Raw genomic sequence first — 13458 nt, forward strand, 5'->3', positions numbered from 1 at the left:
AAAAATAGAAAAAGAGGGACATACATATGTTTAAAAAACAAAGAAAGCCATTTATTCATATTTTATTATTCTCAATTGTAGCAATCCTTTTATTAGCGGGTTGTTCAAGTCAGTCAACACCTAAATCAGATGAAACAAAATCAGATGATTCAAATACAGATTCTCAATATCCAATAACTATCAAACATGCGTTTGGTGAGACAGTAATTGAGGAGAAGCCTGAACGTGTTGCTACTATTGCATGGTCCAATCATGATGTTGCACTTGCTCTTGGGGTTGTACCTGTAGGTTTCTCAGCAGCAAACTACGGAGTGCAAGATGAAAGCGGTATGTTACCTTGGACGAAAGCGAAAATAGAAGAATTAGGGGAAAAAAATCCGAATATTTTTCAAGATACAGATGGTTTAGACTTTGAAGCGATTGCTGATTCTAATCCAGATGTTATTCTTGCAGCATATTCAGGTATTACGCAAGAAGAATATGATACATTAAGTGAAATTGCCCCAGTTGTTGCTTATCAAGAAAATCCTTGGGTAGCAACTTGGCGTGAACAAGTAACATACAATTCTATGGGAATGGGTATGGAAGAAGAAGGAAAACAGCTTATTGCGGATACAGAAAAATTAATTGCAGATAAAGCAAGTGCACACCCTGGAATTAAGGGGAAAAAAGCAGCATTTGTAAGTGTCAATGGTGCTGATTTATCTAAGTTTTACATCTACACACCAGCAGATCCACGTGGTGAATTCTTGACAGAATTAGGAATGGAATATCCGGAAAGTATTACAAGTCAAATTACTGATCCAACTAGCTTCTATTTGGAAGTAAGTGCTGAAAATGCAGATATACTAAACGATGTAGATATTTTTGTATCATATGGAAATGATCAAACACTTGCTGCTTTACAGGCTGATCCGATTTATGGAAAGATTCCTGCTGTAGAGAGAGGATCTGTTGTTATTATTGAGGATAATACTCCACTTGCAGCAGCAGGAACTCCAAGTACACTTTCTATTGAATACTCTATCGATGAGTACTTAACTTTACTCTCAGAAGCTGTAAGCAAAGTGAAATAAATGGAACATACATCCGTTTTAAAAAATAAGCAGTTAGTAATTCCGAGAAGATTTATTAGCGTATTAATACTTTCAATTGTCTTACTCGGTATAAGTATATTGGTGTCTCTTGCTTTTGGGTCTCGTACTGTTGGATGGAACGAAATAATGGATGGTTTATTCCATCCTGATGTCCAGTCACACGGAGCAAATGTTGTTCGCCAAAGAATTGCTAGAACTGTTTTTAGTCTTATGTGTGGTGCTGCATTAGGAGTTTCTGGGGCTCTTATGCAGTCCGTCACACGTAACCCTATTGCAGATCCTAGCATATTAGGAGTAAACACAGGTGCGGCACTATTCGTCGTTTGTGGAATATCCTTTTTTCATATTGGTACTGCTAGTCAATACATTTGGTTTGCATTAGCAGGAGCAATCTTAACTGCCATTTTTGTATTCGGAATTGGTTCGATGGGGAGTGGCGGTGCCACCCCCCTTAAACTCGTTTTAGCTGGGGCGGCGACAAGTGCAGCATTATCCTCTCTTGTAATGGCAATTATGATCCCGCGCTCAAATGTGATGGATCAATTTAGATTTTGGCAGGTAGGCAGCGTTGGTTCTGGAAATTGGAACTCTATCTCTATTTTTATTCCTTTTCTTATCGTCGGTATTCTAATAGCCTTGTTTTCCGCTCCAGCCCTAAATGCTTTAGCGTTAGGGGATGAAGTTGCTACAGGATTAGGTGTACGTACTGGTACACTTAGACTTATCGCAGCATTTGGAGGAGTACTATTATGTGGTGCGGCAACAGCACTAGCAGGCCCAATTGGTTTTATTGGATTACTTGCAACCCATGTGATTCGTCTCATTATTGGTCCTGATTTGCGCTACATTATTCCGATGTCCGCTGTAGCAGGAGCTATTATATTAACTATTTCAGATGTATGTGGCCGAATCATCGGAAGTCCTGGTGAACTTGAAGTGGGAGTAGTTACTGCTTTTATTGGTGCTCCTATTTTAATCTTAATAACTATGAAAGCGAAAATGCGTACGTTATGATGAATGAATCAATGAATCTTATTATGGTAGGTAGATTAAAAAGACGTCGTCGTTTTATACTTGTGACTTGCCTCCTAGCAATTATTTCTTTTGCGCTATGCTGGACGATGCTTATGTTAGGAAACACTATATATCCTGTTTCAGATGTAATCAGTGTTTTACTAGGTGAGCAAGTAAAAGGAGCCTCCTTTGCAGTGGGAACCATCCGTTTTCCAAGAATGGTTGCAGGTGTTTTTGCTGGCTTTGCATTTGGTATCTCTGGATATGTGTTTCAAACGATGCTTCGTAATCCGTTAGCAAACCCAAATGTTATCGGAATAACAACTGGTTCAAGTGCTGCTGCTGTATTTTGCATCATTGTGCTTCATGCAAGTAGTACTTTTGTTTCGATTGCCTCTATTATCGGCGGACTAGTCACAGTAATTGTTATTTTTCTATTGTCAAAAGGTTCTTCTTTTTCGATTGGTAGATTAATATTAATAGGAATTGGAATACAAGCAATGCTCAATGCGGTAATATCCTATCTATTGCTTATCGGCCAACATCATGATGTACCTACAGCCATGAGATGGTTAAGTGGTAGTTTAAATGGAGCTAAAATGGAGAATGTTTATCCACTTATTATTGCTGTCCTTCTCTTTGCTCCAATTATCATCTTACTTGGCAAGCGATTAGATATGTTAGAACTTGGTGAGCAAACTGCAACTTCCCTTGGAATTCATACAGATAGGACAAGGCTAATATTGATAATCAGCTCTGTACTTATTATTGCGCTGGCTACTGCTACAACAGGACCCATTGCATTTGTTGCTTTCCTTTCTGGACCTATCGCCAAAAGACTAGTTGGTATTGGTTTTTCTAGTGTTATTCCAGCAGGTCTTGTGGGGATCATTTTAGTTTTAGCATCGGATCTTATTGGCCAGTTTGCGTTCGTTGCTAGATATCCAGTAGGTGTTATTACTGGTATTCTAGGTGCTCCGTACTTAATTATGCTATTAATTCGAATGAATCGAAGGGAAGAATTGTAATGGAAAAGATACATGAATTTCGAGCTGAAAAGTTAACATCTGGCTATGAAAATAAAATGATATTACAAGACATTGAGCTTGAAATTCCGAGTAATAAAATCAGTGTTATTATTGGAGCAAACGGTTGTGGAAAATCCACTCTCTTAAAAACGCTATCGAATCTTATTAAATCTTCGTCTGGTAACATAACACTGGACGGAAAATCGATTAGCAAATTTCCACCAAAGCAATTAGCACGGATTCTCGGTATTTTACCTCAATCTCCTATTGTGCCAGAAGGAATAACAGTAGCAGATTTAGTTGGTCGTGGGCGTTTTCCTCATCAGGCCTTATTTAGTGGTTGGTCCAAGAAAGATTATGAAGCAGTTGCGGAAGCAATGGAAATTATGAAGATAACAGAATTTGCTAATCGTGATATCGATGAGCTATCAGGTGGCCAAAGGCAACGTGTTTGGATTGCAATGGCTTTAGCGCAACAAACGGATATTCTATTTCTTGATGAGCCGACAACGTTTCTAGATATAACGTATCAAATAGAAATATTAGATTTGCTAACAGACCTTAATCGCAAATATGGTACGACCATTGTGATGGTTCTCCATGATATTAACCTGTCCGCCCGTTATGCAGATTATATTTTTGCACTTGAGAAAGGTAAACTTGTTGGAGAAGGAAAACCGGTAGATATTATTACAAGTACATTGGTAAAAGATATTTTTGGTCTTAATTGCACGGTGATTAATGATCCTGTTTCAGGTACTCCTTTAGTTGTGCCTCGAGGAAGATACCATGTTAATGTTTAGTAGAATAAGATTTAGATAGTTAATGGATATAAAGCCTGCCTCTATAGAAATAGAGGCAGAATTAATATGGATTATTCTTCTGTTAATGCATATTCTGATTCTTCCATTGCTCGCAGCGTTTCAGCAACTTTCACCATCATGGAACATTCGACTCGTTTACGGAAAATATCGCAACTAAAGTCATGCGTGCCTTGTAAAGAACCAGTTGCATGTAGTGTGTTTGCAGGGCAGCCTCCACTACAGTAAAGCTTTGCCCAGCACTTTTGACATTCTTCCTTTGAATAACAATTATTTTCTTTAAACTGACATTGCAGTTCCGGCTTGGTGATGCCAGCCCATACATTGCCCATACTAAATTCTTTATCACCAACAAACTGATGACAAGGAAAGAGTTCTCCCCATGGAGTGACAGCTAAATACTCGGTTCCAGAACCACAGCCAGATATTCTTTTTTGAATGCAAGGGCCTTCAGAAAGATCCAGCATATAATGGTAAAAGGTAAAGCTGTTTCCATTTTTTCCGAGGTTTAGCATTTCTTTAGCTAGCACTTCATATTGATGGTAAATTTCCGGAAGGTCTGCTTCTGTTAATGCATAAGGTTCTGATGAATCACAAATAACTGGTTCCATCGATAGTTTATCAAATCCAAGATCTGCTATATGAAAAATATCATTGGTGAAATCAAGATTGTTATGGGTATAAGTTCCGCGAATATAGTATTCTTTATCCCCACGTTTTTCAACAAAGCGCTTAAATTTCGGGATGATATAATCATAGCTCCCTTTGTTATTAACCGTTTTTCGGAGATGATCATGAACTTCTTTTCTTCCATCCAGGCTAAGCACAACATTATCCATTTCCTTATTTAAAAAGTCAGTCACTTCATCATTCAATAACATGCCATTGGTTGTAAAGGTAAAACGGAACTTTTTATGATATTCTGCTTCTTTACTCCTAGCGTAATGGACAATATCTTTTACGACTTTCCATGCCATCAGTGGTTCTCCGCCGAAGAAATCAATATCAAGATTTCGATGGTGCCCAGAATTCTCTAAAAGAAAATCAATGGCACTTTTTCCAACTTGGTAGCTCATGAGGGCTCTTTCTCCATTGTATTTCCCTTGGCTCGCGAAACAGTAATCACAGGATAAATTACAAGTGTGGGCAACATTGAGGCAGAGTGCCTTTACGTATGTACGTCGCTTTTTTAAATGGATAGATAAATCTCTATATTCATCCTCTGTAAACAGCTGCCCTGTAGTTTTTAAGTGTTCTATATCCTCGATTGTCTCGAAAATTGCTTTTTCTGAGATGGTAGGGTCAGCGGTATACTTGTTAAGTAGGCCATCAATAATATCTTTAGTAGATGTCGTCTCATAAAGAGCAATGATTTCATAGGCAAGATCATCAACAACATGAACCGAACCACTATAAGTATCCATCACAATATTGTATCCATTAAGTTTATACTGATGAATCATTTGAAAATAAGCTCCTTTTGCTTATGTAGTTAGTTTAATTTTCACGGTGATATTCGGATTTCAACCAATGGGGAATGAGATATTCCCCGTTGAATAAAGGTAGTTCTTGGTAGACAATGGGCAGTCTATCGGTTCCAAGGGTTCTCGCATTTTTGATTAGCAATTCCACAAGAAGTTTTGCAAGCTGATTGGCAGGAAGTTTGGCATTCCCCACAGCCACCATATTTTACGGTATCATTAAGTTTACGAGTGCTTAATGTAATAATTCTCTTCATTTATTTGCACCTTCTTTCTAACATATTAATGATGCAAAAGTTATTATTGTGAATTTATTCACAAACTTTTACATCCTGTATTTTAACAAGACCTGATTAGGTCGTCAAATCATGAGAAGCTCAGCTATTGTCGATTTATCCCACTCTTAACGGACAGCAAGATTCCCTCCTCAAGCTTATGAGTATACGAGGAAGATAGGTGGGAGATCAACTATCCGTAAAGGTCAGATTGTCAGCTAACCATCAGTGGGGAGGAAGGAAAACCCCTCTAATGGATAAAATAATATAGCATATTTTGTCAGAAAATATGCTATTATTATTTTATTCGCAATACAATGAGAATTAATTTGAAACAGCATGGGGGAGTAGGATGAAGACCTGGATACTACAAAAACTATATTGGATCATACCAGTTGTGCTGATTTTATTAGGACTGTTTTTATTATTTGTCGAAAATTTTTCTAAGGTTACAGCACAACCAGAACCAGATTGGAGTAGAGGATTATTAGTTGGGAAATCTCAAGTAAATAAATTACCAGCAATAATAGAAACAAAGGATGGTCATTACTTGTTCTCCTTTTTTCAGGAAAATAAATTGCATACCGTGACCATGAACAAGGAGTTTCAGATAGCGGAAGAGAAGAATTATGATATACCTGTAGACAAATGGACGCAAATATATCAGGGAAATAATCAGCTTATTTATTTTGACTATAAAAATATTTTTGACCAAGATAAGACGCAATTGGTTGCAGATGTAGAGGCGTTCTTTCCGTTACGGACGACCATTCTTTATGTAAAAGAAAACAAGCTTTTTCAATTAAATCCTGAAACAAAAAAATCATCGGAAATAATGGCGATTGATTTAGAGAAAGAAAAGGTATCGATAGAGGAAAAGGAGGATGGTATTCACCTTCTGTTATTTGCAAAGGCAAAAGGTAATGTAGATCTCACTTTATATCGTATTGAAAATGGGAAGATCAATCGTTTATATAACACAAAAGTAAAGGTCGATCCTGGCAAAATAGTGAATAATATTTCCTTTACTTTTGAGGAGCAAAAGCTGGCATTATTGCTTCAGGAAGAACTGGAATTAACGCAAGGAAAACCAGAGTATTTCAACTATTTTGCTGAAATTGATATAACAAAAGGACAACAACCTGAACAGTATGAATTAAAGTTTGAGGATCCTGCGATAGAAAGCGGCAAGTTAACGGAAATTTCGGATATTGCTTTTACATATAGAGATGGAAAGCCACGTCTTTTATTTAAGGCGAATGGTTTTACAGAAACAAAATATAATGAGAAAAAGGGCTTCAATATTTATGAAGCGGAAATAGGTGAGGAAGGTAAAACAAAGTCAGAACGACGCAGTAACACAGCTGCTATTTCCACTATTCCTCAATGGTTAAATGAGGATACAGTTGCGTGGATGGATCTTGATGGAGCTGGCAATAAAGTTTATGTTTCTTCCAATGAGCTGGCAAAGATAAACAAACAAATTAAACATACATCTGAAGATTGGTTACAGGCATTTGGAAAGACATTTGGAATGATTTCGACTTCCTTCTTTGCCTTTGCGCTTTCCTTCATTTGGTTAATATGGCCAATTTTATTTGTCCTATTTATGTATGTATTTTTTAGTAGAACAGTAGATTATGATCGACCTTGGATTTTTCATACAGGTATCGGGGTCTATTTAATTGCAGCTGTCCTATTTAAGGATCGTTTCTTTGTGCCCAATATTTTATCAAGTGCGCCTGGGTATTTAACATTTACGGGGAGTACCTATTTCTACCTCTTTTTAATTGCGGTTATTGCTTATTTCTTAGCTATAATGACAAAAAGAGTGAATGAATGGATAGGTGCTCCGAGGATTATCTATTTTGTTGGGGTACATATTATTTTGTTAACTATATTATTTGGACCATATATTATTTATTAGAAGGAGCAATTGCCGGTGAACCTTTTAGAACATTTTATCCCACTCTTAACGGACAGTAATACTCCTCTCTCAAGGAAGAAAGGTAGGAGCTCAACTGTCCGTAAAGGTCCGATTGGTTCAACTAACTATCAGTGGGGGAGGAGGGAAAACCACCACTGATGGAAGTTTCACTTTATATAACAAGATACTATTTGGATTCGTGTGCCGCCAATTATTAGAAAAAAACGATTAAACATAATTGGAGGAGATAAGATGCGAACAGAGCAACAGATGCTAGATTTAGTGTTAAAAGTAGCGAATGAGGATAATAGAGTGAGAGCTGTTTGTATGAATGGCTCAAGAACAAATCTGAATGTACCGAAAGATGCTTTTCAAGATTTCGATATTGTTTATATAGTAGATGATATGCAGTCATTTTTGGCTGAACCAGATTGGATTGATGTTTTTGGTGAAAAAATCATCATGCAAACACCAGAAGATTTCTCGCTTTTTCCAGCAGAGCTTGGTGGAAGATTCACCTATCTTATGTTATTTACAGATGGCAATCGGATAGATTTAATGCTTATTCCAATTGAAGAGAAGGAGAAATACTGTCAAGAGGATGGACTGACAATTGTTTTGTTCGATAAAGATGGTAGTCTTCCTTATGTGCCACCTAGTACAGATAAGGATTATTGGGTAAAAAAGCCGACAGCCGAACAGTTTGCTGATTGCTTTAATGAATTTTGGTGGGTCTCTACCTATGTAGTCAAAGGGTTATGGAGACAAGAGATCCTTTATGCGATTGACCATATGAATATTGTAAGAGCGATGCTGTTAAAAATGCTGGAATGGAAGGCTGGCATCGAAACAGATTTTTCACTTAGTGTAGGTAAAAACAGTAAGTATTTAAAGCGATATATGGATGAGCAAACGTGGCAGAAACTCATGGATACCTACCCGAGTGGAGAGTATAATCAAGTCTGGGAAGCGTTATTTTCGATGACAGCATTATTTGAGGAAACAGGATTAGAAGTCGGAAAGCAGTTGAGTTATCGTTATTCAATAAAAGAGGCAGAAAAGGTGAAAAGCTATTTAAAACATGTCCGTACGTTGCATCCTAATGCAACAGAGATATATTAAGGGTTTTTTGGGCGGTTCTTTTGCATCAGCAGATTAACCGCCCTTTTCACTCGCGTAGTAATGGGTGTCTTAATTTTTAAATAAAAAGCTGAATATCTGATTTCAAAGCATCCTCCAGATAGACCTTGGCATCGACAATTTCGACTTCTGGATAAAACTCTTCTTGCTTAAATCCGAGTATATCAACAGATAGTTTGCAGGCAAGAAACTTTACTTGTTTCTTTCGTGCACCTTTTAAGAAGGCTATCAATGGCGGGGCATCTTCATCTTCAAGCATTTCTTTCATCATTGCTTTACCTAGACCAGCATAATTCATTTTAGATAAAGGAAGTTGCTCAATGTCTTTGGGAGTGAGAGTACTAAACATTTTTTCATAGAGTGACTTGCCTTCCATATCGATTTTTTCTGGGTCTCTAAGCAATAAGAGCCCCCAAAAGGTGAAAAACATTGTTACTTCGATATTTATTTCCCGGGCACTATTGGCCAAGATTAAACCAGCCATTGCTTTATCATAATCACCACTGAACATTAACAAATTTAATCTTTTTTCCATTGAATAATCCCTTCTTTGTTTTAGAATATCCTTAGCTTTTTTTAAAATGATGTTTGATATGCGGACTTCACTAGATTGTCATAATTCCGGAACGGAAGATGAATAAACTATTAAGGGGATGATTAGGATGTTGTATCGAAAATTTACTGTAAATGATTTTGAGTTATATTTTCAGCTAGTATCTGATAAACGAGTGATGGCACAGATTACAGAGCGAGCCATTCCATTAGAAGAAGCAAAAGCGAACTTCGAGAAGTTAGTAACTCGCAATGAAAGGGATCATGTCTTTGGGTCATATGCCTTTTTTCAACCAGAAACAGAAGTGTTTATTGGGCTTGGGCATTTGACTTTAGACGAACAAAAGTCTGATGAGGCAGAACTTGGCTATATGCTTTTGCCAGAACAATGGGGAAAGGGATATGGCAGTACGATTGCGGGGATATTAATGTCATTAATGGAGCAAACAAATGTAAGGGTTATAAAAGCCATTATAGATCCGGCTAACAAGGCTTCGAGAAAAATATTAATGAATAAAGGCTTTTCTTCAGATTGGGTGGGGGAGATGGATGGCTTACCAGGAGAGATTTTGAAGAAGGAACTAAGATGATACCTATTACAATTAAAAGACCAACAATAGACGATGTTGATTTATTGCATGATTTTTTCAAGCTTGTAATAACGGATACCTTTCAGAAAGAAGGGATAAAAGATCAAACGGGGGATTTACTTGCCGAAATAGAAACGAAGAAACGTTATCTTGCAATCGATTTGGAAAGCAACGGGGAGGAACGGTATTTTTTAATTGCTAAACTAGAGGATTTAATAATTGGTACAATTGAATTCGGTCCTTCTAGTGCGCTTATTTGTCAATGTACCAACGATCAATTAAAAGATGTAAAGGAAGTAGGTACGATATTTGTACACCCACACTATCAACAAAGAGGCATTGGAAGTCTTCTATTGAAGGAAATTTATAAGGAGATGGATAAAAGAGGAGTAGAGGCATTCTGCTTAGATAGCGGTTATGTTCATGCACAGCTTGTTTGGAAAAAGAAGTTTGGAACTCCTGACTATATCTTTAAGGATTATTGGGATATAGGGTATGACCATATGATTTGGAAGTTAAGTATACGGGAAGTTAGGAAATAAGAAGGTTGTTTTTAGAATATTCATTAAAAAGTGGTTGAGAACTTTTGATGATTCCCGTATTATCTAATTTATATGCATTTTTATGAAGGAGTATTAGAACTATGCAATCAAGAATTTCTTTATCAACGTATGCTCTAATTGGGACGATGCTTTTCGGTATGTTTTTTGGAGCAGGCAATTTAATTTTTCCTATTCAGCTTGGACAGCTTGCTGGAACAAATTTCTGGCTTGCGCTAGCTGGTTTTTTAGTTACGGCAATTGGCCTTCCGTTTCTCGGGATATTAGCAATTGGATTATCAGGGAGTAATGGGGTACGTGAGCTTTCGAATCGGGTTCATCCAGTATTCGGCTTTCTATTTTCTCTCTTTCTTTACTTAACGATTGGCCCATTTTTTGCTATTCCACGCACAGCAACGGTTCCATTTGCTGTAGGGATTGAACCATATGTAGGGGATGGACATATCGCTCTATTTTTGGCTATTTTTAGTTTTCTTTTCTTTTTACTGGTTTACTATTTTTCATTAAATCCAGCAAAAATTATGGATGTGATAGGAAAATATTTAACGCCTGCTTTTTTACTGTTTTTATTTCTATTAATAATTATAAGCCTTGTTCGTCCAATGGGGAGTTTTCAAGAGCCGCAAGGAACTTATCTAAATAATGCTTTTATGACAGGGTTTAAAGAAGGATACAATACGATGGATGCTCTAGCATCTCTTGCTTTTGGGATTGTTGTTATTAATGCAATTAAAGCGAAAGGGATTAGTGATGTAAAAAGTATTGCTAAAACGACATGGAAATCAGGAATATTTGCTATGTTGTTAATGATGCTGATTTACGGATTTATCACATATATGGGGTCTTCAAGTGTACAAGCTGTGGGAATGTTTGAAAATGGCGGGCTCATCTTTGCAGCTGTTGCTAAACACTATTTTGGATCTTTCGGTGGAATTTTGCTCGCAATTATTATTGTACTTGCATGTTTAAAAACAAGCATAGGACTGATAACGTCTTGTAGTGAATTTTTTCATGAAGCATTTCCGAAGATTAGCTATAAAAGCTTTGTGTTTATCCTATGTGCAGTTTCTTTCTTATTTGCAAATCTAGGCTTAAACAAAATTATTCAATTTGCTGTACCTGTGCTTATGTTTTTATATCCTTTAGCAATTGTGCTTATCGTACTTGCACTTGTTTCTCCATTATTCAAAGGAAAGCAGAGTGTGTACTTAATGGCGATGGTATTAACGTTTTTTGTAAGTATACTGGATGGTTATCAGGCACTTGTTAAGAGTATGCCAGAAGCTAAGCTTATGTTCTTTAATCAGATTGGGGCATTTTACGAGAACATACTCCCATTTTACGATCTAGGATTAGGCTGGATAGTACCCGCACTTGTCGGTGCAGTGATTGGGTATTTTATTCATAAATAGGACGCAGAGGGGCGGTTCGCCTGCTTCCCTTTTTGGGGGGCGGAAGAACCGTCCTCTGCTTATTCTAAATCAGCTTCTAAATTTGCAATAAATCCAGAGGAGTTAAGGGTGAATTTAAATAGCCCGTTAATTTCTTCACCTGGGAAATTACCTGTGAATAAGACTTTCATGTCGATAATATTTTCAGATGTGGTATATGTTAATACTTTTGTTTGTGTTTGGTAATTGATGAAGTATGTTTCAAAGTAATGCTGAATTTCCTTTTTTCCAACGAGCGCTTTTCCTAATGAGTCTTCCTTGATAATAGCATCCTCAGAAAATGTTGCTAAGTATCCTTGAGTATCGTAGTTATTTGACACATTGATATAGTCAGATATGATTTGGGGAAGTTTATCCATAGTGTTGAAACCTCACTTTTCAAAATAGTATTTTGCTTTGTGTACATGGTCTACTTTAACCCCCAATACCTGACAACATTATGTCATATTAAGAGTTGGATTTTGTATTTGAATATAGATTGAGCATTTGTTGGATTCTATTCTTTAATTCTTTCCTTATGTCTGTAGGCTCAATAACCTCTAAATAGTTCCCGTAGGATAAGAGATAGCTGTACAGCCATTCTCCTTTCATATGAGAGATTGTTATGTGATAAAATCCATCTTTCTCGATTGTAATATGTTCTTCATCGAATTCGTCAAATATACGATAGCTAACCTCAGGGCTAACTCTTAGAACTAAATCGGCTCGTTCTTGATGGTCATCGTGGAATGGGGGAGAAAACGAAAGAGTTTCAACGTTATCCATTTGTTCTAAATGATCATCTGTTACTTCTATTTTTGACATACGATTAATCTTAAAAATTCGAGAAGCTGCTTTATCTAAACAGAAGGCTTCTAAATACCATGATTTGTCCTTAAATAATAATTTCGTAGGGAGAACTCGTCGGAAGCCTTTGTCTCCATTTGAATTTATATAGTGAAAAGAGATTATTTGACGATCTAATATAGCTTGTTTAAATAGAGAAAAATATTCCTTTTCTTTTGTGTCACTTCCCCAGGATGAAAAATCTACTTCAATCCATTTTGTATCACTTTTTTTAAATACATGACTCAGTTTCGTTAAGATCTCATCTATTTCTGGATAATTTGTAACAGATAGACTTTGGAGGGAAAATAAGATTTCATCTTGTTCTTTTTCTAAAAGAAGTGACTTGTTCAATATAAACTGGTCCATCAAGGTAATTCCTCCGCCTTTACCTTGGGTCGTATAGATAGGGATACCTGATTCAGTAAGTGTTTCAATGTCGCGGTAAATCGTTCGAACAGAAACTTCGAACTTTTCGGCTAATTCGTTTGCCGTTATGGATTTTTTTTCTAGTAAGATATATACAATTTGAAACAATCTACTTATTTTCATGTGTAAAAAGTCCTCTCCTTATCAATGTTATTAATTCAGTTAAAAATGTTTTATAAATATGACACGCTGTAGTCATATTATACTCACTATATTTGAAAGGTAAGTAAAATATAGTGAGTAGATAGGAAGGATCAAATAAAGGCGA

14 protein-coding genes are annotated in these 13458 nt (G+C 36.6%); 9 read left to right on the forward strand and 5 right to left on the reverse strand.

Annotation, left to right across the window (positions count from 1 at the left end):
* Positions 1-26 precede the first annotated feature (26 nt).
* From HHU08_RS01590 to HHU08_RS01605, 4 genes are read left to right on the forward strand one after another with little or no spacing between them, the layout of a single operon-like run.
* Positions 27-1076, forward strand: a complete 1050-nt coding sequence (locus tag HHU08_RS01590) for an iron-siderophore ABC transporter substrate-binding protein (protein WP_169187652.1) — start codon at positions 27-29, stop codon at positions 1074-1076.
* Positions 1077-2111 carry a FecCD family ABC transporter permease gene (locus HHU08_RS01595; protein ID WP_016201436.1) on the forward strand — a complete coding sequence of 345 codons (1035 nt, stop codon included), beginning with the start codon at positions 1077-1079 and terminating at the stop codon, positions 2109-2111.
* Positions 2108-3139 (forward strand): FecCD family ABC transporter permease, encoded by a 1032-nt coding sequence (locus tag HHU08_RS01600; protein ID WP_040342676.1) that lies wholly within the window; start codon positions 2108-2110, stop codon positions 3137-3139. Before HHU08_RS01595 ends, HHU08_RS01600 begins: the two co-directional genes overlap by 4 nt.
* Positions 3139-3942 (forward strand): ABC transporter ATP-binding protein, encoded by an 804-nt coding sequence (locus HHU08_RS01605; RefSeq protein WP_016201434.1) that lies wholly within the window; start codon positions 3139-3141, stop codon positions 3940-3942. The genes HHU08_RS01600 and HHU08_RS01605 overlap by 1 nt, the downstream gene beginning before the upstream one ends.
* Before the next feature lie 71 nt (positions 3943-4013).
* Here the strand turns inward: HHU08_RS01605 and scfB are convergent, their stop codons facing one another.
* Positions 4014-5423: a thioether cross-link-forming SCIFF peptide maturase gene (gene scfB / locus HHU08_RS01610; RefSeq protein ID WP_169187653.1), complete on the reverse strand. Its 1410-nt coding sequence runs from the start codon at positions 5421-5423 to the stop codon at positions 4014-4016.
* Positions 5424-5548: 125 nt separating this feature from the next.
* Entirely contained in the window at positions 5549-5698 is a 150-nt protein-coding gene (scfA, locus tag HHU08_RS01615; RefSeq protein WP_016201432.1) for a six-cysteine ranthipeptide SCIFF, read from the reverse strand.
* Between the two features lie 370 nt (positions 5699-6068).
* Here scfA and HHU08_RS01620 point away from each other — a divergent pair, with 370 nt between their 5' ends.
* Positions 6069-7643, forward strand: coding sequence for a DNA translocase FtsK 4TM domain-containing protein (locus tag HHU08_RS01620; RefSeq protein ID WP_101729123.1), 1575 nt, complete (start codon positions 6069-6071; stop codon positions 7641-7643).
* 252 nt (positions 7644-7895) lie between these two features.
* On the forward strand, positions 7896-8765 hold the full coding sequence (locus tag HHU08_RS01625) for an aminoglycoside 6-adenylyltransferase (protein WP_169187654.1): 870 nt from the start codon (positions 7896-7898) through the stop codon (positions 8763-8765).
* A gap of 76 nt (positions 8766-8841) precedes the next feature.
* Here the strand turns inward: HHU08_RS01625 and HHU08_RS01630 are convergent, their stop codons facing one another.
* Positions 8842-9318, reverse strand: a complete 477-nt coding sequence (locus tag HHU08_RS01630) for a DsrE/DsrF/DrsH-like family protein (protein ID WP_016201429.1) — start codon at positions 9316-9318, stop codon at positions 8842-8844.
* 118 nt (positions 9319-9436) lie between these two features.
* Between HHU08_RS01630 and HHU08_RS01635 the strand changes: the two genes are divergently transcribed.
* The 3 genes from HHU08_RS01635 (at position 9437) to brnQ (ending at position 11897) form a co-directional block, all read left to right on the forward strand.
* Entirely contained in the window at positions 9437-9925 is a 489-nt protein-coding gene (locus HHU08_RS01635) for a GNAT family N-acetyltransferase (protein ID WP_101729121.1), read from the forward strand.
* Positions 9922-10467 carry a GNAT family N-acetyltransferase gene (locus HHU08_RS01640; RefSeq protein ID WP_016201427.1) on the forward strand — a complete coding sequence of 182 codons (546 nt, stop codon included), beginning with the start codon at positions 9922-9924 and terminating at the stop codon, positions 10465-10467. The genes HHU08_RS01635 and HHU08_RS01640 overlap by 4 nt, the downstream gene beginning before the upstream one ends.
* Before the next feature lie 101 nt (positions 10468-10568).
* Complete coding sequence (brnQ, locus tag HHU08_RS01645) at positions 10569-11897, forward strand: branched-chain amino acid transport system II carrier protein (protein ID WP_169187655.1); 1329 nt, start codon at positions 10569-10571, stop codon at positions 11895-11897.
* Between the two features lie 59 nt (positions 11898-11956).
* On the opposite strand, the gene HHU08_RS01650 is transcribed toward brnQ, so the two are convergent.
* Together HHU08_RS01650 and HHU08_RS01655 are read right to left on the reverse strand one after the other, a co-directional pair.
* Entirely contained in the window at positions 11957-12295 is a 339-nt protein-coding gene (locus tag HHU08_RS01650; protein WP_169187656.1) for a Cif family virulence factor, read from the reverse strand.
* 88 nt (positions 12296-12383) lie between these two features.
* On the reverse strand, positions 12384-13313 hold the full coding sequence (locus HHU08_RS01655) for a helix-turn-helix transcriptional regulator (protein WP_169187657.1): 930 nt from the start codon (positions 13311-13313) through the stop codon (positions 12384-12386).
* Positions 13314-13458: the final 145 nt, after the last annotated feature.

It is taken from the genome of Niallia alba, from assembly GCF_012933555.1.
GTDB lineage: Bacteria > Bacillota > Bacilli > Bacillales > Cytobacillaceae > Niallia > Niallia alba.

What these genes read in the sequence shown, in the direction of transcription:
- HHU08_RS01600 (WP_040342676.1), top strand. Translation starts at nt 2,108, where the DNA reads ATGATGAATGAATCAATGAATCTTATTATGGTAGGTAGATTAAAAAGA.
- HHU08_RS01625 (WP_169187654.1), top strand. Translation starts at nt 7,896, where the DNA reads ATGCGAACAGAGCAACAGATGCTAGATTTAGTGTTAAAAGTAGCGAAT.
- HHU08_RS01640 (WP_016201427.1), top strand. Translation starts at nt 9,922, where the DNA reads ATGATACCTATTACAATTAAAAGACCAACAATAGACGATGTTGATTTA.
- HHU08_RS01650 (WP_169187656.1), bottom strand. Translation starts at nt 12,295, where the DNA reads ATGGATAAACTTCCCCAAATCATATCTGACTATATCAATGTGTCAAAT.
- HHU08_RS01655 (WP_169187657.1), bottom strand. Translation starts at nt 13,313, where the DNA reads ATGAAAATAAGTAGATTGTTTCAAATTGTATATATCTTACTAGAAAAA.
- HHU08_RS01605 (WP_016201434.1), top strand. Translation starts at nt 3,139, where the DNA reads ATGGAAAAGATACATGAATTTCGAGCTGAAAAGTTAACATCTGGCTAT.
- HHU08_RS01595 (WP_016201436.1), top strand. Translation starts at nt 1,077, where the DNA reads ATGGAACATACATCCGTTTTAAAAAATAAGCAGTTAGTAATTCCGAGA.
- HHU08_RS01635 (WP_101729121.1), top strand. Translation starts at nt 9,437, where the DNA reads ATGATTAGGATGTTGTATCGAAAATTTACTGTAAATGATTTTGAGTTA.
- HHU08_RS01590 (WP_169187652.1), top strand. Translation starts at nt 27, where the DNA reads ATGTTTAAAAAACAAAGAAAGCCATTTATTCATATTTTATTATTCTCA.
- scfB (WP_169187653.1), bottom strand. Translation starts at nt 5,423, where the DNA reads ATGATTCATCAGTATAAACTTAATGGATACAATATTGTGATGGATACT.
- HHU08_RS01620 (WP_101729123.1), top strand. Translation starts at nt 6,069, where the DNA reads ATGAAGACCTGGATACTACAAAAACTATATTGGATCATACCAGTTGTG.
- brnQ (WP_169187655.1), top strand. Translation starts at nt 10,569, where the DNA reads ATGCAATCAAGAATTTCTTTATCAACGTATGCTCTAATTGGGACGATG.
- HHU08_RS01630 (WP_016201429.1), bottom strand. Translation starts at nt 9,318, where the DNA reads ATGGAAAAAAGATTAAATTTGTTAATGTTCAGTGGTGATTATGATAAA.
- scfA (WP_016201432.1), bottom strand. Translation starts at nt 5,698, where the DNA reads ATGAAGAGAATTATTACATTAAGCACTCGTAAACTTAATGATACCGTA.